At 39.1% G+C, this 23,324-nt stretch carries 19 protein-coding genes; 1 reads left to right on the forward strand and 18 read right to left on the reverse strand.

Going from position 1 to position 23,324, the window contains the following annotated elements; translation table 11 throughout:
• Positions 1-11: 11 nt before the first annotated feature.
• The 15 genes from MUN87_RS05025 to MUN87_RS05095 form a co-directional block, all read right to left on the reverse strand.
• The gene (locus MUN87_RS05025; RefSeq protein WP_244746575.1) at positions 12-1,379 is read right to left on the reverse strand and encodes a replication initiation and membrane attachment family protein; all 1,368 of its coding nucleotides are present in this window, start codon (positions 1,377-1,379) and stop codon (positions 12-14) included.
• Positions 1,380-1,395: 16 nt separating this feature from the next.
• Positions 1,396-1,860, reverse strand: coding sequence for a transcriptional regulator NrdR (nrdR, locus tag MUN87_RS05030; RefSeq protein ID WP_244716080.1), 465 nt, complete (start codon positions 1,858-1,860; stop codon positions 1,396-1,398).
• Between the two features lie 21 nt (positions 1,861-1,881).
• On the reverse strand, positions 1,882-2,271 hold the full coding sequence (locus tag MUN87_RS05035; protein WP_244746576.1) for a cytosolic protein: 390 nt from the start codon (positions 2,269-2,271) through the stop codon (positions 1,882-1,884).
• Between the two features lie 663 nt (positions 2,272-2,934).
• A complete protein-coding gene (speD, locus tag MUN87_RS05040; protein ID WP_244746577.1) occupies positions 2,935-3,312 on the reverse strand; it encodes an adenosylmethionine decarboxylase in 378 nt (125 codons plus the stop codon).
• A 245-nt stretch (positions 3,313-3,557) separates the two neighbouring features.
• Entirely contained in the window at positions 3,558-4,157 is a 600-nt protein-coding gene (gene coaE, locus MUN87_RS05045) for a dephospho-CoA kinase (protein ID WP_244746578.1), read from the reverse strand.
• A gap of 69 nt (positions 4,158-4,226) precedes the next feature.
• Positions 4,227-4,814 (reverse strand): sporulation membrane protein YtaF, encoded by a 588-nt coding sequence (gene ytaF / locus MUN87_RS05050; RefSeq protein WP_244746579.1) that lies wholly within the window; start codon positions 4,812-4,814, stop codon positions 4,227-4,229.
• 68 nt (positions 4,815-4,882) lie between these two features.
• Positions 4,883-5,716, reverse strand: a complete 834-nt coding sequence (mutM, locus tag MUN87_RS05055) for a DNA-formamidopyrimidine glycosylase (protein ID WP_244746580.1) — start codon at positions 5,714-5,716, stop codon at positions 4,883-4,885.
• 12 nt (positions 5,717-5,728) lie between these two features.
• Complete coding sequence (gene polA, locus MUN87_RS05060; protein WP_244746581.1) at positions 5,729-8,368, reverse strand: DNA polymerase I; 2,640 nt, start codon at positions 8,366-8,368, stop codon at positions 5,729-5,731.
• 868 nt (positions 8,369-9,236) lie between these two features.
• Positions 9,237-10,169: a protease modulator HflC gene (gene hflC / locus MUN87_RS05065; RefSeq protein WP_244746582.1), complete on the reverse strand. Its 933-nt coding sequence runs from the start codon at positions 10,167-10,169 to the stop codon at positions 9,237-9,239.
• Positions 10,162-11,160 (reverse strand): FtsH protease activity modulator HflK, encoded by a 999-nt coding sequence (gene hflK / locus MUN87_RS05070; protein ID WP_244746583.1) that lies wholly within the window; start codon positions 11,158-11,160, stop codon positions 10,162-10,164. The genes hflC and hflK overlap by 8 nt, the downstream gene beginning before the upstream one ends.
• Positions 11,161-12,300: 1,140 nt before the next feature.
• On the reverse strand, positions 12,301-13,680 hold the full coding sequence (gene pnpS / locus MUN87_RS05075) for a two-component system histidine kinase PnpS (RefSeq protein WP_244746584.1): 1,380 nt from the start codon (positions 13,678-13,680) through the stop codon (positions 12,301-12,303).
• Positions 13,680-14,375: a response regulator transcription factor gene (locus MUN87_RS05080; protein ID WP_244746585.1), complete on the reverse strand. Its 696-nt coding sequence runs from the start codon at positions 14,373-14,375 to the stop codon at positions 13,680-13,682. The genes pnpS and MUN87_RS05080 overlap by 1 nt, the downstream gene beginning before the upstream one ends.
• 1,013 nt (positions 14,376-15,388) lie before the next feature.
• A complete protein-coding gene (icd, locus tag MUN87_RS05085; protein WP_244746586.1) occupies positions 15,389-16,654 on the reverse strand; it encodes an NADP-dependent isocitrate dehydrogenase in 1,266 nt (421 codons plus the stop codon).
• 56 nt (positions 16,655-16,710) lie between these two features.
• Positions 16,711-17,826, reverse strand: a complete 1,116-nt coding sequence (gene citZ / locus MUN87_RS05090) for a citrate synthase (protein ID WP_244746587.1) — start codon at positions 17,824-17,826, stop codon at positions 16,711-16,713.
• A 320-nt stretch (positions 17,827-18,146) separates the two neighbouring features.
• Entirely contained in the window at positions 18,147-18,617 is a 471-nt protein-coding gene (locus MUN87_RS05095; RefSeq protein WP_244746588.1) for a DUF441 domain-containing protein, read from the reverse strand.
• A 93-nt stretch (positions 18,618-18,710) separates the two neighbouring features.
• Between MUN87_RS05095 and ytvI the strand changes: the two genes are divergently transcribed.
• On the forward strand, positions 18,711-19,835 hold the full coding sequence (gene ytvI, locus MUN87_RS05100; RefSeq protein WP_244746589.1) for a sporulation integral membrane protein YtvI: 1,125 nt from the start codon (positions 18,711-18,713) through the stop codon (positions 19,833-19,835).
• Here ytvI and MUN87_RS05105 read toward each other — a convergent pair.
• From MUN87_RS05105 to pfkA, 3 genes are all read right to left on the reverse strand, one after another.
• The gene (locus MUN87_RS05105) at positions 19,816-20,208 is read right to left on the reverse strand and encodes an FxsA family protein (RefSeq protein WP_244746590.1); all 393 of its coding nucleotides are present in this window, start codon (positions 20,206-20,208) and stop codon (positions 19,816-19,818) included. The genes ytvI and MUN87_RS05105 overlap by 20 nt on opposite strands.
• A gap of 98 nt (positions 20,209-20,306) precedes the next feature.
• A complete protein-coding gene (gene pyk / locus MUN87_RS05110; RefSeq protein WP_244746591.1) occupies positions 20,307-22,067 on the reverse strand; it encodes a pyruvate kinase in 1,761 nt (586 codons plus the stop codon).
• A 56-nt stretch (positions 22,068-22,123) separates the two neighbouring features.
• Complete coding sequence (pfkA, locus tag MUN87_RS05115; protein WP_244746592.1) at positions 22,124-23,083, reverse strand: 6-phosphofructokinase; 960 nt, start codon at positions 23,081-23,083, stop codon at positions 22,124-22,126.
• Positions 23,084-23,324 lie beyond the last annotated feature (241 nt).

Below are 23,324 nucleotides of genomic sequence, written 5' to 3' on the forward strand. Positions count from 1 at the left end.
GACGATCACCCTTATTCTTCATTCGCCTGCTGTGCTAGATATTCTGCCAGCATTGCGTCTGCTTCTTTTGCTTTTTGTTCTTTTTCTTGCGATGTTTCCTGCCGCTTCGGTTTTTGTTGTTGTTTTTGCTGCTTGTACCAATCTGGAACAATATCTTTCTTTGTCGATTTGTTCTGGTATCGCTGGTTAGACTTGCCATTAGTTGTCCATTGTTGGTATTTCTTATTTTCCGACTTAGCAAGTGTCATCGCTTGTCTTACTGTTTTAACATTCTTTCTCGACCAGTGACTGGCTATCTTCTCAAGGTAGCTCTTCGTCAATTTCATATCCGTCTTTAACAGCACATAATGAATTAAGACATTCATAACGCCTGGATTCAAGCCTTGATTCGTCATTACATCACTAATAATTTTTAAATCTTGCTGAGAAGCCTGATTACCATCAGCAAGATCTTCTAATAATTGCCGTGGTGATATATGTTCTAACATATCAATAAACTGCTCTTCTTTTGATTTACCGGTATTGTCACTAGGTTCAGCAGCAATTTTCTGTTTATCTGAAGCGACCTGTGTTGGAACAGGTTTATCTGTTGTACGAATTAAATCCATACAGGCTTGTTTAAATTCTTCTATCTGCATTTCATTATGCTCATTAATTGACCATATCAACGCTTTTTCTACATCTTGATTGTGCATATCATATGCTGCATACATCTGATTAATGATTTTTCGGGCATTAGGTGTCAGGATTTGCGTAACAGGCAGCATCCGTTGCTTTAGTATTTGCTCCAGCCATTGAAAGTCGACTTGTTCTCGCATTGGTATATCCGCCTGTTGTTCCTCGGCTTGCAAGGATCGTGGCACCTGCTGTTGATCAACCAGATGAAAAACTTCCTCAAAAGTAGCGGTTGTCTCTTTTCTTGCTGCCGCTTTTTCATCTGATTTCACAAACATTTGCTTGATTTTTTTATATTTATCACTACCTAGCTGGTGATATAATAAGTGACTTAAAAAATCATTAGAGAAGAAGTTGCCCGGTGATTGTGGAGGCTGTATCACATACTGATAGACAACCTGATCTTCATGATCTTGTTCAAATGTCTGCAACAGACCAATCGCTTCAAGCTTTCTTCTTGCTCTGTAAATCCTGTCTAATGGTAAACCGATATAATTCATTAACATGTGATGGGTTTGATATCCAGCATCAAATGTCGATTCGGTATACAACGTCTGATACAACGATAATGCATCTATACCGATAAGCGGCTGATACAAGTGGGTTAACGCGTTGGTATAGGAAAGCGGTAATTCCTGCGAAATGTTGACTATATACAATTCTGATGGTAGTATTTTCCCAATATCGCCGAGCTGCATATACATAGCCCCTTCCTATCCATTACTCATTCTTATCTGATCGGATTAAATCTTTTAACTCGTCTAAAAATACACTAATATCTTTAAATTGGCGATAAACAGAAGCAAATCGTACATAGGCTACTTCGTCTACGTCTGCTAAACGATCCATAACCATTTCACCGATCTCATCACTTTGTACTTCCGATGTACCTCTGTTTCGCAATTCTTTTTCAATTTCTACTGCAATATGTTCTAATTGCTCCAGTGCAACTGGTCTTTTTTCGCATGCACGGATTAAACCGCGCATTAATTTATCACGACTGTATTCCTCCCGTGTTCCCTCTTTCTTTACGACAATCAGCGGCACTTCTTCAATGCGTTCAAATGTCGTAAAACGAAAATTACACGATTCACATTCTCTTCTTCTGCGGATCGAACGACCTTCTTCTATTGGTCTGGAGTCTAATACTTTTGTATTTTTGTATTGGCAATGTGGACATCGCAATCTTTATCATCCTTCGTTCCGTTATTCTTTTGTTCCGACGAAATCTAATTCTTTCTTTATCATGCCATAAAGCTTTGGAATTAATTTATGGCTGTAGCCGAAATCAAAAGGAATTGCTGATTCTGTTGTGGCTGAAATGTCTATCGCTGTACGATAAGGTTTCACCATAATTATTGTCATAATGACAAAGACTTTTCGGCCAGCTTTATAGTTGAAACTAATTTCCCCATGATCTTTAGAAACACCGACAATCTGACATTCCTTCATATTGCGGAATAATGGTTCCAATTTCTCAAATGCTTTATCTTTTGTTGTTTTGAAATAATGTGTTTGTAACGCTGGATCGGAGTGCTTGTCCCGCGTTTCCGAATGATTATTAAAATTCTTATTTAACGTATCTCGAAATGCCATTATTACATACCCCTCATTATGTATTATTATTTACTTTTTATTGTAACATGTTTTTAAAAAGAAAACGATTAATCTTATTCAGGTGGCAGGAGTCATTCCAGCAGAAGTACACATTCACTTGATACATGTTAATAAGCCTGACAGCGTATGTTCGAAATCCCACCCGGTCCTAACAAATTATATACGACTACGTATAATATGGTTTATGTAGATTAGCTGCGTAAATTATTTTGACACAATTCATGTGCTTGAAGATCACTCCTGCAACTGCTCCACGTCCGAAGGGCATGTCTGCAGGCCACTTTGTCTGTGCCTGCGTCTTCAAGTATCGCTTCGACGTCAACTTCTTGGCTCAAAGTTGCAATAAGGTTATTCAAGTAGTAGCAAGCTGAGAGATATTCTCACAGGACGAGGGGGCAATTTTAGGAGCTTTGCTAAGCAGATGAAAAAGAATCTATCAACATTACGACAATGTCAGACAGTTCTACTTGATCCATATTATTAGAAGCTACCTTCCTAGTCAGCATGATACTTCTATGGTTGTACACATATTTTCTTTGCTTGTGTTATGAAAAAGAAAAAACCGAACGGCGTCGAATGAATGATAAACCATTCGATTTTCGTTCGGTTTTTTCTTTAACTTCCACACTTCTTACCAGATAACTATTGTGCTTCTATATTTTTAATTTGAACGGCACCCATACCTCTAGGCACTTCAATCTTTTCGGTTGACTTCGCTTCTAATTGTTCTTCGATATACGCTACTGCTACATTTGGGTCAATAATGTTCCCACAAGTGTAAACGTCAATACTAGCATAACCGTGCTCAGGAAAGCTGTGAATTGTCAAATGTGATTCTGAAATAATTACCACACCACTCACACCAAAAGGTGCAAATTTATGAAAAGCAACTTCTCTCACTTCAGCACCAGCTTTTAGTGCAGCATTGACAAACGTTCGTTCCAAGGTTTCCATATCATTTAATAAATCAATATTACATTCCCATAATTCTGCAATTACGTGTCTTCCCATTGTATCCATGCAATTTATCCCCCTTCATTTCAACAGATTCTTTTAAATAATTATGCTTAAATGCCACGGGGGAAAGTTAGTCCAAAGAGGTCCTAACCCTTTAAGCATTAATCATTTGCCATTATTCAAAAGTCTTTTGTACAAGCTTAACATACACTAAGCAAACTAAGCTAGAAAACTTGTGCAAAAAGATTATATCTACTTTTGTCGATTTTAGCAAGACAAAAATAAATACTTTCTTATTTTTTACAAAACTACTTTAATAATTCCCATTTTTTCAAGATTACTTCTAGTTGTTGTCGCGACGATTCAATCGTACCACTATTATCGATGACAGCATCTGCCAGTTGTTTTTTTTGATGGATATCCATTTGACTGTTCATTCGATCTCTTGCTTGTTCTTCTGTCAACTGATTACGTTCCATTAATCGTTGCAACTGGATAGCTTCTGTTGTAAAAACAACAACATTCTTGTCTGTGAAATAAGTTAAGTCGTTTTCAAATAGAAGAGGAATGTCCATTACGACGTTCTGATAGCCTTCCCTAAGGAGCTTGTCCTTCTTATATTGCATTCGTTTTCTTACCGCTGGGTGAACAATCTCATTCAATAATTGCCTCTTTTTTTCTTCTTTAAATATAATATTTCCGAGCGCTGCACGATTTAAACATCCATCCTCAAGCAATATCTCAGTGCCAAACGCTCTGGTTATGTCCAGCAGAGCTTGCTCTCCAGGCTCTACCACTTCTCTGGAAACAATATCCGCATCAATTACCGGAATATGATAATGATTCGAAAAAAGTTGACTAATGGTTGATTTTCCTGTAGCGATATTTCCTGTTAATCCAATGATCAATTTCGTTCATCCTTTACCTTATTCTATGCTTGTCCATTCGGCAGACAGCCGCCTCACGCGGCCAATACACTAGACTACAATCATCTTCCAAATACCTATGATGACCAATAAACAGCCTGGCAAGAAAGACATTTTCTCCAAGCCTTTACTATTGGCAAAGTACTTCCCGGTGAATACTCCGAGATAAAGGCAAAAAGCTGTAATTAAGCCGACTGCTATAGGGGTAAAAATTGGAGAGGCCCCTATCAGATAAATACCTATCCCTGCCCCAAAAGAGTCTAGTGACAAAGCAACACCAATTAGAAAGGGTTCCATCCCGTTAATGTTACCAGAACGATCAATATCTGCTTCCATAGGTTTTTTTAAAATTTTAATAAGAAAGGGAATCTTTTTCGCCGATTCTTTCTGTATTAATGATGCAATTAAAAAGAGACCTACTAGCGTTAAAATAAACCCACCCGCTAATTCCATCAAGTCGATCGAAATGAAAGAAGCCAATACCGAACCAAACCCCATCGAAATCCCAAAGCATACCGCAACTGTGAACGATATTTTGATTAATTCCTTCGCAGGTAGCGTTAATCCACGCAACCCGTAAGTAAAGGCCACCAGTACGCTATCCATACTGATCGCAAATAGTAATAACGGCAACATCATGTCTCTGATTACTCCTTTTTATCAGGTCATACCTATATAGTATGGTGTAATCACAGACGTGTGAGCAGTTATAGTGGTTGCGGCTGACAGCTTGGGCAATAATGGGTACCTCGGCCATTCACTTTTATTTTTGTAATCGTGTCTTCACAATGATGACACGGTTTATCATTCTGTGCATATACATTTAATTGCTGTTGAAACATGCCAATTTGTCCTTGACTGTTTACATAGGAACGAATCGTTGTTCCACCTTGCTTGACTGCATCCTGTAAAGTAAGGACAGCAGCTTCCTTAATTTTTAATATTTGCTCGGTTGTTAAGCTAACTCCCTTCGTTAAGGGATGGATACCGGCAAGGAATAATGTTTCATCAACATAAATATTGCCTAAACCTGCAATAACCGATTGATCGAGCAATATATTCTTAATATTACGTTCGCTTTTTTGGACTTTTTCTGTAAATTTCATTAATGAGAAATCTGCTTCAAGCGGGTCTTTCGCTAATAAAAGCAATGGTTTTTTCGTTGCTTCCGTACCTTTTTCTTGCAGATGCATTGTACCAAATTTTCGTACATCTCGATAGCGCAAATCGGTACTATCTGTGAAATGAAAAATGACATGAGTATGGTCCATCACTGCTTCTTCAGCAGGATGGACACCATATTTTCCCTCCATACGGAGATGGGACACTAGTACGTACTGATCTAGATCAAATAAAAGAAATTTCCCTTTTCTTCTAATATCCCGGATGGTTTGATGTTGAATGGATTGACCAAATTGGTGACTATCATCTGGTTCCTGAATAATCTTCGGCCACATGACCTCGACTGAATCAATTGTTTTGCCAATGACTAATTGCTTTAATGTTTGTCTTATCGTTTCTACTTCAGGTAATTCCGGCATCGTTGCAACTCCTTATTTCGCATCATACCAAGTATCTCCATATTCGACATCGACTTTGAGAGGTACGCTCAATTCGAGTGCTTGCTCCATGACCTCAACAACCAGATTGGAAATAGTGTCCAGTTCCTCCTCCGGCACTTCTAAAATAAGCTCATCATGGACTTGCAACAGCAGATTCGCCTGGTATTGATCTTCTTTTAAACGTCGATCTAATTCAATCATTGCTAATTTAATAATATCAGCGGCACTTCCTTGAATTGGTGTATTCATAGCTGTTCTTTCTGCAAAGCTTCGCTGATTGAAATTACGACTTGTGATGTCAGGTAAGTATCTTCTTCTGTTCATAATCGTTGTAACATACCCTTGCTGTTTCGCTTCTTGTACAATTTCATCCATATATTCCTGTACGCCTGGATAACTTTCGAGATATCGATTAATGAAGGATTTCGCTTCTTTTCTCGTTATTCCTAAACTTTGTGATAAACCGTAATCACTGATTCCATATACTATACCGAAGTTAACGGCTTTCGCCTGGCGCCTCATATTGGAAGTTACTTCACCTTCTGAAACATGGAAGACATCCATCGCTGTTTGGGTATGGATATCTTTATCCTGTTTAAAGGCAGCTTGTAATTTCTCATCTTTGGCAATATGGGCTAACACACGCAATTCGATTTGAGAGTAATCGGCAGCGATTAACTTCCAACCTTCTTTGGAAGGAATAAAGGCTTGACGTATTTTTCTTCCCTCTTCAATCCGAATTGGTATATTTTGCAGATTGGGATCGATGGAACTGAGTCTGCCCGTCTGTGTCAATGCTTGATTAAAACGAGTGTGTATCTTATTGGAATCTTCATGAATGACTTTAAGTAAACCTGCAATATAGGTAGAATCTAATTTTTTAAGCTGACGATAATGAAGTAACTTATCAATTATCGCATGCTTTCCTTGTAACTGCTCCAATACATCTGCTGCGGTTGAATAACCTGTTTTCGTCTTCTTGATAACAGGTAATTCTAACTCCTCGAACAAAATAGGACCTAATTGCTTCGGTGAATTAATATTAAATTCTTTCCCTGCCAGTTCATAGATATCCTTCTCCAGGTGCGATAACGTCTCCTTTAACTCTTTTCCCATATCGATCAGACGTTGCTTGTCCACCTTCACACCAGTTGCTTCCATCTCGCCTAATACAAGTGCAAGTGGTAATTCTAAATCGATTAAAAGTTCTAATTGCTTGTTTTCCTGCAAAGATTCTTGCATTTGCTTTTTCAGACGGAACAGCATTGTTGTTTTTCGGACAATATGTTCTTGCAGCGCTGATTCATCATCCGGTACACCTTTTTTTGCCCCTTTACCATACACTTCTTCATCAAAGCGGATGTCTTTCTCACCAAACCGGTGACTTATTGCAGGTATATCATGATTATTTTCAGACGGATTGATTAAATAAGACGCTAATAATGTATCAAAAGCAACACCATGTATATCCATTCCGATACGATTAAGCAGCACTTTGATTTTTTTCGCATCAAACACATACTTTTTCTTGCTGTCATCACTTGCCCAATCCTTAAATGTGTCTGATTCTTCCAAGGCGTCTATCGGTAGAAAATAACTACCCTTCTCATTAACGAGGGATGCACCAAGCATTTTTTCCGTATGATAATTTTCATTAAGAATCTCGATTTCAAAAGCGTCACGTCCAGTAAAGAGATCTTCGGTTATGCTGGTCACGACTTCATAGGATATATCAGCCAATTCAGTTTGCTCTGCTTCTTCTTCACTGCCTCCATCAATCCGATTGAGTAATGACTGAAAACCAAGGTCGATGAAGAAATCTTTCACTGTTTGATCTTGATATCCTTGATAAATGGTGTCTTCTGCTGAAATCTTAATGGGAGAAGACTGATTAATGGTAACAAGCTCTTTACTCATAAATGCGGAATCTTTATTATCCGCTAATTTTTCTTTCAGCTTCTGTCCGGAAACATCTTCTAGATGCTCGTATAAGTTCTCTATCGTTTCAAACTGCTTCAATAATTTGACAGCTGTTTTTTGCCCAACTCCTGGCACACCAGGGATATTATCTGATTTGTCTCCCATCAATGCCTTCAGGTCTATAATTTGCTCAGCTGTTACTTCCATATCTTCCTTCAGTGTTTCTGGTGTGTAAGTCATGACATCACTAATACCTTTTTTCGTCAGACGAACGTCCACCTGTTTGGAAACCAGCTGCAGTAAATCCTTATCGCCGGAGATAACTTTAACTTGCCAATTCTTATCCTTCGCTTCGTTAGCAATTGTTCCGATAATATCATCTGCTTCAAATTTCTCCAGTTGATAATGCTTGATTTGAAAGGCGTCTAACAATTCACGCAGCAATGGAAATTGCTCACTGAGTTCGGATGGTGTCTTCTCACGTCCGCCTTTATATTCTTTGTAGGTTTCGTGTCGGAAAGTAGTCTTTCCAGCATCAAACGCAACCAGCACGTGTGTAGGCTGCTCCTCTTCCAACATTCGTAATAACATTGTAGTAAATCCATAGACAGCATTGGTGAATACGCCCTTGTCGTTATTTAATAACGGCAAGGCGAAAAAAGCGCGATAGGCGATACTGTTTCCATCAATTAAAATTAGTTTGTTTGCCATGTTACCGATCTCCTTTTTCATAAAAACATTGCTTTCATTTTACCATGATTGCTGTCAAGAAGAAAATATTCGTCATTCTTGTCTCGCATCAGCGTAAAACATAATCCGTATTATAGGAACTCTATTACATGTTCAATATGATTACTATTGTAACTGCACTTATATGCTTTCTTTACTAAGAAAAACGGGCATAAACCACCCGGTCCTAATTGACTTAATTAATAAATAACTTCCCATAATATGGATTATGTAAACTAGCAGCTTAGTGGTCATTTTGAAAAATTATGTGTGGTATGATACCGCTCCGTCCAACCACTCCGCGTCCTGCGGGGCACGGCTGGAGCTAACTTTGTGAAGAAGAACGCTTCACAAAGTGGATCTCCAGCACCTGCACAATCCCGCGGGAGTCTCCGTGGTTGGCCTCCGCTGATGTATAGCTCCACAATTTATGCGGCAGCTAGGATATGAAGCACTATCTGCAAGATTTACACCATAATTGATGAAATACATTGCTAAGCACCACTGCTTCTAGCTGTTCCAATCGTTGTAGTACTTCCCATTAGCGTAGGAAATAGGCGGAGACTCCCGTGGAATCAGCGCGAGCTGAAGATCCATTTAGGAAAGAAAAGAATTTTCTTTCCTAAATTAGCTGAAGCCGTGCCCACAGGACGCGGAGCCTATTTCCGGAGCTTTGCTAAGCAGATAATCTATATCAAAATGACCATTTGGCAATACAGTCTTTGTTGACATAATCCATATTATCGGAACTAAAATTCATGTTCAAAGTGATTACTGCTGCGACTGCACTTTTATACTTTTTGACTGATGATAAAAAAACCGGAGACTAATTTTGTCTCCGAGGTTTTTGTTATTCGGTATACCCTAACAGTATATCTGCGTATGGCGATCCTTGTGGAATAATAATGGTCGTTTCTCCGTCTATCGTTTTTTTGTAGGATTCAAGCGTTCGATACAATTGATAAAATTCTTCGTCCTGAGAGAATGATTCGTTATACATTTCGGAAGCTTCTAATTCGCCTTCTGCACGAATTTGTTCTGCTTCGGCATTCGCCTTTGAAATCATTTCTGTTACATCACGTTCTGCATTTGCACTGATCCTACTCTTTTCCGCTTCACCTTGGGATAAGTATTGCTGTGCCTGTGATTCACGTTCGGAAATCATCCGGTTAAAGACAGATTGCTCATTCTCCTCTGGTAAATCAGTCCGTTTAATGCGAACGTCATCTACTTGTATGCCATAGCTATCTCTGACTAGTAATTCGTTCACTTTCTCAGTTACTCTTTTGTTTAAGTCTCCTCTTGTACTACCTTCATCATTTATGATTTCATCGTATTCCATTGAACCTAATTCTGAACGGATCACAGAGAAGATAAACTCACCCATTCTTGCTTCGGCACCCATTTCTGTTTTAGCATTTGCGATCATCGAGGCCGGATCGGTGATTTCCCATATCGCATAATTATCAATAATCATCCGTTTTTTATCTAACGTATTAATTTCCCGTTCCATTACATCATAGACTAATTTTTTGTTTGGTAATGTTGATACCGTTTGTAACAGCGGCACTCTGAAATTCAGGCCTGGTTCATCCACGATTCGTACTACCTCACCAAACTGCCGCACCACTTTATATTCGCCTTCTCTCGCTACAAACATACTACTGAACACTAGGAAAATGAGAATAACCGTAACCAATACAGCCAAGCCTATCTTCACTAATCGTCTAATTTCTTTAGGCGATTTCTTCTTCATTTCAAAAACATTGTTATCATCAACCATTATTATTCTCCTCCTGTTCATTCGTATTTTCCTCTTCCGTCGTGTCATCTTCTGAGGACTCGGTAACAGGTGGTGTATTTTTCGATGCATTTTCACCAATAGGTAAATACTTAATTGTATTACCATCGTCATTCATGATATAAATGTTGGCATTTGGCAACACTTGATCCAAGGTTTCTAATACGAGTCGTTGTCTGGTGACATCAGGATTACTGCTGTATGCTTCATACAGAGCATTAAATTCTGCTACATTACCACGTGCTGTTTCAACCCGTTCAATTTTATCCCCTTCTGCTCTCGTAATAATCGCATCTTTTTCCCCTAATGCTTCTTCGTAGATTTCATTTCGATATTTGTCTGCTTCGTTTTTCTTTGTATTCATTGTTTCTCTTGCGTCTGTTACTTTCATAAACGCTTGGCGTACCTCTTCATTAGGTAAATCCACTTCTTGCAGCTTCACATCCTGTATAGTAATTCCAACTTCATAATCTTCCATTACAGATACTAATAAGTCGAGTACTTTATTTTCTATTTCTGCCTTTCCATCTGTTAACGCTTCATCAATGGTGGAAGACCCGATGATACTGCGAAGCGAGGCAGAAGTTGCATTGTATAAAATCTGCTCAGGATCGCTTGAGCTAAATAGATATTTACTAGGTTCTATAATTTTCCATTGCACAACTAAATCAGCCTGAAGAATGTTTTCGTCGCCTGTGATCATTCGGACAACATTCGCCTGTTCTGCTTGCTCAGGATCATAACCAAAATTCAAGCTGAAGGTTTCCTTTGAAAGTGTTTCTACAGATTGAATTGGCCATGGCAGTTTAAAATGAAGCCCTGATTCTGTCGTAGCCTCTTCTGCTTCACCAAATGTAATTAATACCGCCTGTTCAGATTCATCGACAGTATACCAGCTGGTGGCTGCAAATAAGCCTAGCAATATAATAACGATGACAATAGTAATCCATTTGTATACTTGTTTTAACGTCATGCTATTTCCCCTTCCTGCAAATAATATGTAATAATTCCTCTCATTCATTACATACGGATCATGTTACAAAAAAGTTTCAATTAGATGACAAAAATGTATAAATGAATAGGCATGTCGTTTTTTAAAACTAAGATCACAAGCTTTCTTTATTAGAAAAACTCGGCATTCGCCTCGTCCATTAGCGAGTGCCGTAGTTTTATCTTATACTTGGTACATTTTAAAATTTCACTACGTCGAACTGCTTCTATGCTAAAATTTTATACTTTCCTAACGTAGAACAAAGGCGCAAGCGCCCGTTTAGAGACGTAGCGAGTGGAGCGAATCAACTGAGATAAAGGAATCACGGTGAGCTTGCGAATCGATGGTGACTTATCGTAGGGCGATTTCGCGAAGTCGCCTAGTCTCTGGGCGCTGGAGCCGGACGTCGGCTGTGGCTGTATATCAGATTGGCCATTTTGATATATTTTATCTGCTTAGCAAAGCTCCAGAAATAGGCTCCGCGTCCTGTGGGCACGGCTTCATCTAGGCTACAACTTGAACAGCATCTCTGCTGCCTTGTGCCGAGGAAGCCCACTTCGAAGCGATACTTGCAGACACAGGTACAAATGAAGTGGATCTTCAGCTCGCGCTGATTCCACCGGAGTCTCCGCATATTTCCTACGCTTAAGGGAAGTGCTACAACGCATGGAACAGCAAAAAGCAGTGGTTCTAGGCATTTTTCAATAACTATTATTTATGCATACGATCAATATGCTAGCTCTACCAAAAATTGTAGAAGCCCAATTCTAGCGTAGGCCAACCACGGAGACTCCCGCGGGACAGGCAGGCGCTGAAGATCCACAACGTCTGCACCTGCGTCTACTAGTAACGCTTCGAAGTAGGCTTCCTCGGTGCAAGGCAGCAGAGAAGTGATTCTTGTAGTAGCCTAGCTTCAGCCGTGCCCCGCAGGACGCGGAGTGGTTGGACGGAGCGGTATTCTATCACATAAAAAATCTCAATATGGATGCTTGACTAGTAATGCTTAGTTTACATAATCCATATTATGGGACCTCGACTACTTGTTCCATATGATTACTGTCGTGACTGCACTTTTATACTTTCTTGAATGATTAAAAAAATTGTGAAGACCGTTTTGGTTCTTCACAACTTTTTTGGTAATTTAACTGTGAAACAGGAGCCTTTTCCTACTTCACTGGTAACAGCGATCGTGCCTTGGTGTACTTCCACGATATGTTTGACGATTGCTAAGCCTAGACCCGTGCCACCTGTGTTTCGACTGCGCGCACGATCGACCCGATAAAATCTTTCAAAAATACGTGACCTCGCGTCCTCAGGTATTCCTACTCCCGTATCTTCTACTTCTATCACTACATCACTTTGCGTTTCTGCAACCCGCAATATCACCCTGCCGCCTTCACCAGTATAATTAATCGCATTATACATTAAGTTCAGTATAACTTGCTGCAATCGATCTGGATCACCATAAAAAGTAATTCCCCGTTCCACTTCTTTGGTGAACAGTAATGATTTTTTTTGAGCCTGTTGTTCAATCAGCGTAAGACTGCTTTGCATCCAGCTGTCAACTTCTATAAGCTTCAAAGACAGTTTCATTTCTTCTTTCTCAATTTTGGAAAGTTCAAGTAAATCATGTATTAAAGATTGGAGACGCGTGCTCTCTTTTAATATGATGTTTAGAAATTGTTTCCTTATTTCTTCATCCGCCATATCGTCCTCTAGAAGTGTTTCAGCAAAACCCCTTATAGACGTTATCGGTGTTTTCAGTTCATGCGATACATTCGCAACAAAATCTTTTCGCATTTCTTCTACCCGTTTCAAATCAGAGATATCGTGAAATACGAGGACCGCACCTTTTAAATCTTTTACATCATTTATAACTGGAGCACCTGTCACTTCAACATAATGTTTTTTTCCGTCGATCATTAATGTTATATTACCAGTCATTTTTTCTTCATACAGAAACGTTTCCTGGACGACTTTGTGAATGATTTGATCATCGAGCACGTCATAATATAAATATCCTAAGAAGTCCACTGATTTCTTACCAAAAAGGTGGATAAATTTACGATTGATTAAGTGAACATAACCTCTTTCATCAATCAGCATTAGACCACTTTCCATGTTGTTCATTACTGTTTTCCATTGACTACCTTGCATTTTCTCCTGAATCGACATCTCTTGTAAATTTCTTGCCAATACATTAATTGCACTGCTAAGCTGCTGTGCTTCACCGGATGGCTTTACATATGTACGTGCATTATAATTTCCTTTTACAAGCTCATTTGTTACATTTATCGAAGCACGAATTGGCCGAACATAATTTTCAAACATATGATAAATCAATACCAGTAATATGATAAACCCTATTATTAAAGAAAATAATACAAACAACTGCTCCTCATCCGAGGTAAGAGGAATAATAATAATACCGATTAGAATGAAAACAGATGCGATCATTAATATGTACCGGTAAAACAAATTCACTTTATTTTTCGTGTTCATTAATAGGGCTCCTCCATCTTGTAACCAAGCCCTCGAATAGTTTTAATGTATACCGGATGTTTCGTATCTGGTTCGATCTTCTCCCTTAAATGGCTGACATGAACATCTACAATTCTCGTATCACCAACAAAATCATAATTCCAGACAGCACTCAGTAATTGATCACGTGATAACACTTTCCCTTTATGTTTTGCAAGATAGTGAAGCAATTCAAATTCTTTACGTGTAAAAGCTAAAGAATCTCCTTTTATGGTTGCTTCATACTGTTGAGGATAAATGAGCAAATCTGAGATTTTAATAAATGGCTGATCTTCTCCACTTTCTCGTTTTTTTGTCCGGCGCAAAATTGCTTTAATTCTGGCTACCACTTCTTTAGGACTGAAGGGTTTTGTCAAATAGTCATCTGCACCTAATTCTAAGCCCAGTACTTTATCAAACTCGTCATCTTTTGCAGTTAACATCAAAATAGGCGTTTCGATTTGCTTCTGTCTCAACGCTTTACAAACTTCAGTGCCTTCCATGCCTGGTAGCATTAAATCTAAAATAATTAAATCAAATTCACCGCTTACCGCTTTTTCCAATCCTTCTGCTCCATCATAAGCGATATCTGTTTTAAATCCTGATTTTTCAATATTATATTGTAATAAGGTTACAATAGATTGTTCATCATCAACGATTAATACTTTCTCTTCCATCCAAGCACCCCATCTTTTTTTATCTATACTATTTTATCATACATGGACGAGTATCTATTGTGAATAGCTTTTCGCCACAAAACAGCAATTCTTATGTAAAAATTTGTTTACAATAATTTAAAGTATTTTAACATTGTGCTGATCAAGTGAGACTTCAATCAGCGGGGATTTGACCCCACTGATTGCTAGCGAAACGTATTAAGAAGTTATCGTCCGTTTATCCCTCACTTAGCTTCTTAAATTATCTCTAGAATCTTGAAGTAGCGGTATTAAGGACGGATAGCGCCGTGATAAAACCTAGTAAACCTATATATAACTTCCTATAATATGGATTATGTAAACAAAGTCTTTTTGGCAAAATAGTCATTTTGATATAATTTATCTGCTTAGCAAAGCTCCGGAAATAGGCTCCGCGTCCTGTGGGCACGGCTTCAGCTAGGCTACAACTTGAACAGCATCTCTGCTGCCTTGTGCCGAGGAAGCCCACTTCGAAGCGATACTTGCAGACACAGGTACAAATGAAGTGGATCTTCAGCTCGCGCTGATTCCACGGGAGTCTCCGCCTATTTCCTACGCTTGAGGGAAGTGTTACAACGTATGGAACAGTTAAAAGCAGTGGTTCTAAGCATTATGTAATTCATTCCATTCCTTTTATGTTTACATTGATCAATATGCTACCTCTTACAAAAGTTGTACAGTCCCTATTCTAGCGTAGGCCAACCACGGAGACTCCCGCGGGATTGTGCAGGTGCTGGAGATCCACTTTGTGAAGCGTTATTCTTCACAAAGTTAGCTCCAGCCGTGCCCCGCAGGACGCGGAGTGGTTGGACGGAGCGGTATCATACCACACATAATTTTTCAAAATGACCACTAAGCTGCTAGTTTACATAATCCATAGTATAGGAACTCAGCATGTGGTTACTGTTGTGACTGCACTTACTTTCTGACAAAAAAAGCACCAGGAATCAATCCTGGTGCTTTTTTGACCATCATTTATGCGCACGGCATAATTTTTAGTCCATATTTTTGATTAGTTCGTTAGCGAACTCGGAAGCTTTTACTTCTGTTGCGCCATCCATTAAACGAGCAAAGTCGTAAGTTACAACTTTAGAACCAATTGTTCGATCCATTGATTTTAGGATTAATTCTCCTGCTTCTCTCCAGCCAAGGTGTTCAAGCATAAGTACACCTGAAAGGATGACAGAAGATGGGTTTACTTTATCAAGACCAGCGTATTTTGGAGCTGTACCGTGAGTTGCTTCAAAGATCGCATGACCTGATTCATAGTTAATGTTCGCACCTGGTGCAATACCGATACCTCCAACTTGTGCAGCTAGTGCATCTGATACATAGTCACCATTTAGGTTCATCGTAGCTACTACATCAAATTCTTTCGGACGTGTAAGAATTTGTTGTAAGAAAATGTCTGCAATCGCATCTTTTACAATAATGCGGCCAGCAGCTTCTGCATCTGCTTGTGCTTTATCTGCAGCATCGCGACCTTTTTCTTCCACGATTTGGTCATATTCAGCCCAAGTGAATACTTTATCGCCATATTCTCTTTCTGCTAATTCATAACCCCAGTTCTTGAAAGAACCTTCAGTAAATTTCATAATGTTACCTTTGTGTACTAATGTAACACTTTTGCGACCTTCATTAATCGCATATTCAATTGCAGCGCGAACTAAACGTTCTGTTCCTTCTTTAGAAACTGGTTTTACACCTAGACCAGATGTTTCTGGGAAACGGATATTTTTTACTCCCATTTCATTTTGAAGGAAGTCAATTACTTTCTTCACTTCATCTGATCCTTCTTGCCATTCGATACCTGCATAGATATCTTCAGTGTTCTCACGGAAGATAACCATATCAGTATCTTCTGGACGTTTAACAGGAGAAGGCACACCTTCAAACCAGCGTACAGGACGTAAACATGTGAAAAGATCAAGTTTTTGACGTAATGCTACGTTTAAAGAACGGATACCGCCACCGATTGGAGTAGTAAGAGGTCCTTTAATCGCAATTTTATATTCTCGAATAACATCTAATGTTTCTTCCGGAAGCCATTCACCAGTTTGATTATAGGCTTTTTCCCCAGCAAGTACCTCTTTCCATTCGATACCTTTTTCGCCGTTATATGCTTTCTCAACTGCAGCTTCTAGTACACGGCTGGCAGCTGCCCAGATATCAGCACCTGTTCCATCACCTTCAATGAAAGGGATAATTGGTTTGTTAGGTGTTTGTACGACACCGTTTTCTACTGTAATTTTTTCACCCATAATTGTAACTCCTCCTAGTTTCCATAATATTTATATCATTTTCATAATGAAAATGGTTAACGTTCGTTTATATCTGCATACACTTGCTTGGTTGGACCTACATACTCTGCACGAGGACGAATCAGGCGGTTGTTTTCATATTGTTCTAGAATATGAGCAATCCATCCAGAGAATCGACTCATCGCAAAGATAGGTGTGTACAGATCATGTTTGATCCCTAAACTATGGTACACGGAAGCAGAATAGAAATCAACATTTGCTGGCAACCCTTTTTCTGATTTGATGAATTCTTCAATTTTTTCAGACATTTCGTACCATTTTTCCATGCCATGTTTCTTTGTCAGCTCTTTAGACATTTTCTTTAAGTGTTTGGCACGTGGATCACCCGTTTTGTATACTCGGTGTCCCATCCCCATGATTTTTTCTTTGTTTGCCATCTTCTCTTTCACATAAGGAATCGCATTTTCTACCTCACCAATTTCAAGCAACATCGACATAACGCGTTCATTCGCACCACCATGCAACGGTCCTTTCAAAGCGCTGATCGCTGCAGTAATACCTGAATACATATCTGACAAAGTAGCCACACATACACGCGATGTAAATGTAGAGGCATTTAATTCATGATCAGCATGCAATACTAATGCCTTGTTGATCGCTTCCACCTCTAAATCACTTGGCTCTTCACCATTCAACATGAAAAGGAAATTCGCTGCATAGCTTAGTCCTTGTTTCGGCTGGATTAATTCTTTTCCATCACGAATTCGTGAAAATGCTGTCACAACTGCTGCTACTTTTGCCTGCAATCGAACCGCTTTACGCTTATTTGCTTCATCTGTCATCTCATCCGCTTCCGGATCATACAATCCTAATAATGAGACTGCTGTCCGAAGTGCTGCCATCGGGTGAACATTATGTATATCGTATGACTTAAAATGTTCTACTAAACCATCTGGTAATGTCATGTTTTCGAATAGAGCTTTTTCCAGCTCTGCTAATTCTTGTTTATTTGGCAGGCGTTTATTCCATAATAAAAAGACAACCTCTTCGAAGCTGGCATTCTCTGCCAAATCATCAATCGTATAGCCAGCATAAGTCAGCTGGTCATCAATGATAGAACTAACCTTTGACTCTGTTGCAACTACCCCTTCAAGTCCTTTCGTTGTTGACATAACATCCCTCTCCTTTTCTAATCCTTATTCCTTTTCCTATCGTCCAAAGCGCGATAAAAAAATGTTGCTTTTGAACATCCCCATGCCTATTATAAACAAACAAAAAAAGATAGTAAATGAAAACGATTAAAATTTATCATATATTCTGTTTTTTTTGCATAGCTTGTATTACCTTTATTACTTAGTCACGGCGCTAACCGTCCGTAGTACCCCCCACTCCCATATTCGAGAGATAAACAAGGAGCTAAGTGGGTGATAAACGCATCCTGATAAGTTTTGCTGGCAATCAGCAGGGATCAAAACCCATACTGATTGCAGTCTCACTTTATAAAAGGTAATGATTCAAGCATTTTTATAATCATGTAGGCAATGCCGGCACCGATTAGAGGACCTACCGCGACTCCTTGAAATGCGACAACAGCAATGATCGTCCCTAACACCAAAGCAGTCGTCACTTCAGGATCGTTGGCCAGGAGTGTCAGACCGTTTTTTGCCACTACTGCAACAAACATACCTGCAATTAAGGCAACCCAGGCGTGATAGGATTTTACACTTTGTAATAAATCTTTAAAACCTATTTCACCTGTCGCAACTGGAATTAAAACCGCTACGGTAATGACGATAACTCCCCATCCGATTCCCTTGTCTTGTATGTATGGGAAAAATTTATCGTCAAGCTTTAATAATTTCATCCCGAACAAGATGTACACGGCTACCATAATTGCCTGATTCTTCGCAACATAACCAAGCAGAAATAATACCAATAAAAAAATTGTTGAACTATTGAACATATGATGTGCCTCCACTGCTTTTAACCAGAGTATATTTTATCACAAAGTTGATGGAATTTAAAAAAATAACCTTTGCTTAAAGGAGCTTTGTTCATGATAACCAAGGATATAGCTGTTAGATTGTTATATTTGCTCATTTCACTCTTTTTTATAGTATTTTCCGTTTATTTAATTATAAATTATGTATTTCCGTTTTTTTTAGGATGTCTGTTTGCCTTGATCCTGTATCCGCTCGTTAAAGCCTTGCGGAACAGATTGAACATCCCACATGTAATCAGTTGTCTATTGGCCATTATATTTGCTATTTGTTTACTGTTGTTTGTCTTTGTTTTTATTGGAATGGAATTATTGCAGGGGGTTATGTATTTAGCAAAATGGATTCCACAAAATATTCAGTTTTTGATCGATGCGTTTGTTTATCAGTTTAACCTTTGGATACAGCCACATGTTGAGAGACTGCATCAGTTTATCCATAGCCTTCCCAATCAACAGCATACTATTATTGAGGATAAAGTGAATGAAATAAGTCAGAATACTGCTGATCAACTGACAGCATTTCTCGAAATGCTGTTAAATTGGACAGGTAACCAATTAGCAAGTCTGCCCGGATCATTAACGATCTTGATCTTCTCGTTTCTTTGTACATTTTTCATCTGTAAAGACTGGATGCGATTTAGTCATTTTCTTGCTGATACGATTCCACAAAGTCTTGTTGATTTATCCATTACGATCTCTCAGCATGTAAAAGAAAAAGTTATGAAATATGTAAAAGCACAGTTAATCCTGATTGCTATGACATTTGTTATCATCCTCCTGGGCTTATTGATTTTCCGTGTTCAACACGCATTAACGATAGCCTTTATCCTGGCTATCGTTGATTTGCTGCCTGTAATTGGTACAGGACTTATATTTGTCCCTTGGAGTCTGTATTTATTCATGACTGGACAAACAGTGCTTGCCATCTGTCTGTTCAGCCTCTATCTCATCGTCTTATTACAGAGACAGCTTGCAGAACCCAAGCTGGTGGCTAATGCATTAGGCGTACACCCTATCCTCACTATACTGGCCATTTATTTAGGGTTTCAGCTTTTTGGTGTTAAAGGTATCTGGATTGGACCAGCTATTCTGTTTATCGGGAAAGCTTGCAGTGAAGCTAAATTATTCTCTCTGATCTGGAATTATATAAAATACAATCATCTTAGCGTCGATAAACCGTAAATTTCCCGCTTTCGATCCACTTGCGGACAAGTTGCTGCAACATTCGTTTAAACGGCTTTCTCGTCACCGGAACTAATAATAAGAAGCCAATCGCATCTGTAATAAAACCAGGTGTAAGCAGGACAACACCACCGATTAAAATACAGATACCGTCAAAAATGGTTTCCTGCGGCGGGTAGCCCATTCGCATTGATTCTTGAGCTTTTCGAATCGTTTCCATCCCTTGCTGTTTCGCCAACCATGCCCCTAACACACCTGTAAAAATAATGAAAAGGATTAACCACCAAGGACCGATATAACCACCAGCCCAAACAAAAATCCCAATTTCTAAAGCGGGTACAACTAATATAAATAGGAGTAACCATCGAAACATCTGCATCATCCTTTATTGCATAATTGTTCAGTGAGCATTATTATCCTACCTTATATGTGAAAAAAAGAGAAGAAGACAAGCTTCTTCTCTTTCCCTACTTACAGGACACTAGCATGTCCAGCATAAATGTCACCTTTGTGTGCATCAATTGTAATATCCTGACCATCATTAATAACATCTAATGCATTTTCAACACCGACGATAACAGGAATGCCAAGACTTAACCCTACTACTGCTGCGTGGGAAGTAAGACCACCTTCTTGCGTGATAATTCCTCCAGCTTTTTCAATAGAAGGCATCATATCTTTATCTGTACCATACGTGACAATTATATCGTCTTGTTGTACTTTCAAGCTTGCCTCATCAGCATCTTTACAAGTTACAGCACGTCCGTAAACACTGCCTTTACCAACGCCCTGACCTTTCGCCAATACATCACCAATAATATGGACCTTCATTAAATTAGTTGTACCACTTTCTCCAACCGGTACACCAGCTGTAATAATGACACGATCACCACGGTTAAAGTGATTAGTCTTTAAACCTTGTTCAATGGCTTCTTCAAGCACGTCATCTGTTGTATGAAGCAGTGTACCCACAATGGATTCCACACCCCAAACAAGTGCCAATCGTCGACTGATTTGCTCATCAAATGTAACAGCAATGATTGGTGCTTCTGGACGATATTTAGAAATCATTCGTGCAGTAAAACCACTTACAGTTGGTGTCAAGATGGCATCAACACTTAGGTTCATTGCAGAGTGATTGACCGATTGGCTGATCGCATCGGTAATTGTCATATCTGATGACTTCGTGCGTAAATCTAGCATTGCTTTATGATCGATCGCAGTTTCAGCTTTCTTCGCAATATTGCTCATTGTCTGAACAGCTTCCACTGGATAATCACCTGCTGCCGTTTCACCGGATAACATAATAGCATCTGTACCATCAAGAATTGCATTGGCAACGTCTGATGCTTCCGCACGTGTCGGTCTTGGATTGCGTTGCATGGAATCCAACATTTGCGTTGCTGTAATAACTGGTTTTCCAGCATTATTACATTTAAAAATCATTTCTTTTTGTACAAGAGGTACATCTTCTGGTGGGATTTCAACACCTAAGTCACCACGAGCAACCATTAATCCGTCGCTTACTTGCAGAATTGCGTCTAAATTATCGACACCTTCCTGGTTCTCAATTTTAGGAACAATCTGGATCTGTGTCGCATTATGCTCTTCTAACAATCCTCTGATTTCCAATACGTCTGATGCACGACGAACAAACGATGCTGCAATAAAATCAACACCTTGCTCAATACCAAATTTAATGTCTGCTGCATCCTTATCCGTAATTCCTGGTAGATTCACACTTACATTCGGTACGTTTACACCTTTTTTGTTCTTCAACAAACCAGAGTTTAAGGCAACGGTTTTCAGTTCGTTTGATTCTTTTAAAACCTCTGTTACTTCTAACGCTATTAGCCCATCATCCAATAATATTTTTGAACCAACATGAACATCATTAATTAATTGAGGGTATGTGACAGAAATACGTTCCTCGTCCCCTTCAATTTCGTCCATTGATACGTAAACAGTGTTCCCCTTCACAATGTCTGCCTGACCTGTTTTCAATACACCTGTACGAATTTCCGGCCCTTTCGTATCCAATAGAATTGCAACTGTTTTGCCTAATTTTTTTGCCGCTTGTCGAATATTTTTGATTCTTGCCCCATGCTCATCAAAATCCCCATGCGAGAAGTTCAGCCTAGCTACATTCATACCTGCTTTAATTAGTTCTTCCAATTTTTCTGGTGCTTCTGATGCCGGACCGATCGTACAAACGATTTTTGTTCTTCTCATTTTGCTTCCTCCCTATGTGTACTGTTCCCTGTTTCAAAAATTAGTTAGATAGTTGTTTATATAGATAACTGATTTGCTAGAGTATACATGTTCATATTAATTGCGTGTTTCTTGCTTAATACGTCCGCAATATCATGATCAACCACCACATTGTTCTGAATACCTACCATGCGGCCGCCGGTACCTTCCATTAATAAGTCAACTGCCTTAGAGCCTAAACGGCTTGCCAGCACTCGATCATAACCGGATGGTGAACCGCCACGCTGAATATGCCCTAATACGGTGACACGTGTATCCATATTTGTTTCTTTTTCGATTTGTTTACCGTATTCCACACCGCTTCCGACACCTTCAGCCAGAATGATAATACTGTGTTTTTTGCCACGTTCCTGTCCACGTTGTAATTTACTGACAACACTTTCGAAGCTTTCTTCCTGTTCCGGAATGATTACAGTCTCCGCACCATTGGCAAGTCCTGCCCAAAGCGCTAAATCACCTGCATCTCTTCCCATTACTTCAATTACGTATGTACGTTCATGTGACGTAGCAGTATCACGAATCTTATCGACTGCATTTACGATTGTATTTAGTGCTGTATCAAATCCAATAGTGTAATCTGTTCCCGGAATATCATTATCAATTGTTCCCGGTACACCGATACATGGAAATCCTTTTTGCGTTAATTTTTCGGCACCACGAAATGACCCATCTCCACCAATGACAATGAGTCCTTCAATACCAATTTTTCGCATTTGCTCAATTGCTTTTTGTTGACCGGCATCTGTCTTAAATTCTTCTGAGCGGGCAGAATATAAAATCGTACCACCACGTTGGATAATATCCCCTACAGAGCCTAATTCCATTTTTTTAATATTGCCTTGCATCAGGCCTTCATATCCATTATAAACGCCATATACTTCTAATTCATGATATATTGCTTTACGCACAACTGCACGTACAGCGGCATTCATACCGGGTGCATCGCCACCACTTGTTAATACACCGATTTTTTTCAAATAAATCACCTCTTTAACAAAATAAATTGTCCTACTACATTTTTCCCCAATAATCTCTTTTTTAAAACGCTAGGAATATCCACATAAGATTATACATGAATTCGTTCAAATTCACATCCCTAAACAATATAATTTTAGCGTATTTCGACACGCAATTAAAGTATTTCCTTTGAATTTGAACAAATTCAAAATGAATACACCAGATTATGGAATGGTTTTTACAGAAAAGTGAAATGATGGC

Source organism: Gracilibacillus salinarum, from assembly GCF_022919575.1.
Taxonomy (GTDB): Bacteria; Bacillota; Bacilli; order Bacillales; family Amphibacillaceae; genus Gracilibacillus; species Gracilibacillus salinarum.

Excerpts from the sequence above, each read along its gene's own strand:
- MUN87_RS05080 (WP_244746585.1), bottom strand. The coding sequence starts at position 14,375 with ATGGAAGAGAAAGTATTAATCGTTGATGATGAACAATCTATTGTAACC.
- polA (WP_244746581.1), bottom strand. The coding sequence starts at position 8,368 with ATGGCAAACAAACTAATTTTAATTGATGGAAACAGTATCGCCTATCGC.
- speD (WP_244746577.1), bottom strand. The coding sequence starts at position 3,312 with ATGGATACAATGGGAAGACACGTAATTGCAGAATTATGGGAATGTAAT.
- pnpS (WP_244746584.1), bottom strand. The coding sequence starts at position 13,680 with ATGAACACGAAAAATAAAGTGAATTTGTTTTACCGGTACATATTAATG.
- hflK (WP_244746583.1), bottom strand. The coding sequence starts at position 11,160 with ATGACGTTAAAACAAGTATACAAATGGATTACTATTGTCATCGTTATT.
- MUN87_RS05025 (WP_244746575.1), bottom strand. The coding sequence starts at position 1,379 with ATGTATATGCAGCTCGGCGATATTGGGAAAATACTACCATCAGAATTG.
- MUN87_RS05095 (WP_244746588.1), bottom strand. The coding sequence starts at position 18,617 with ATGTTCAATAGTTCAACAATTTTTTTATTGGTATTATTTCTGCTTGGT.
- ytaF (WP_244746579.1), bottom strand. The coding sequence starts at position 4,814 with ATGATGTTGCCGTTATTACTATTTGCGATCAGTATGGATAGCGTACTG.
- MUN87_RS05035 (WP_244746576.1), bottom strand. The coding sequence starts at position 2,271 with ATGGCATTTCGAGATACGTTAAATAAGAATTTTAATAATCATTCGGAA.
- pyk (WP_244746591.1), bottom strand. The coding sequence starts at position 22,067 with ATGAGAAGAACAAAAATCGTTTGTACGATCGGTCCGGCATCAGAAGCA.
- MUN87_RS05105 (WP_244746590.1), bottom strand. The coding sequence starts at position 20,208 with ATGTTTCGATGGTTACTCCTATTTATATTAGTTGTACCCGCTTTAGAA.
- ytvI (WP_244746589.1), top strand. The coding sequence starts at position 18,711 with ATGATAACCAAGGATATAGCTGTTAGATTGTTATATTTGCTCATTTCA.
- hflC (WP_244746582.1), bottom strand. The coding sequence starts at position 10,169 with ATGGTTGATGATAACAATGTTTTTGAAATGAAGAAGAAATCGCCTAAA.
- icd (WP_244746586.1), bottom strand. The coding sequence starts at position 16,654 with ATGGGTGAAAAAATTACAGTAGAAAACGGTGTCGTACAAACACCTAAC.
- mutM (WP_244746580.1), bottom strand. The coding sequence starts at position 5,716 with ATGCCGGAATTACCTGAAGTAGAAACGATAAGACAAACATTAAAGCAA.
- citZ (WP_244746587.1), bottom strand. The coding sequence starts at position 17,826 with ATGTCAACAACGAAAGGACTTGAAGGGGTAGTTGCAACAGAGTCAAAG.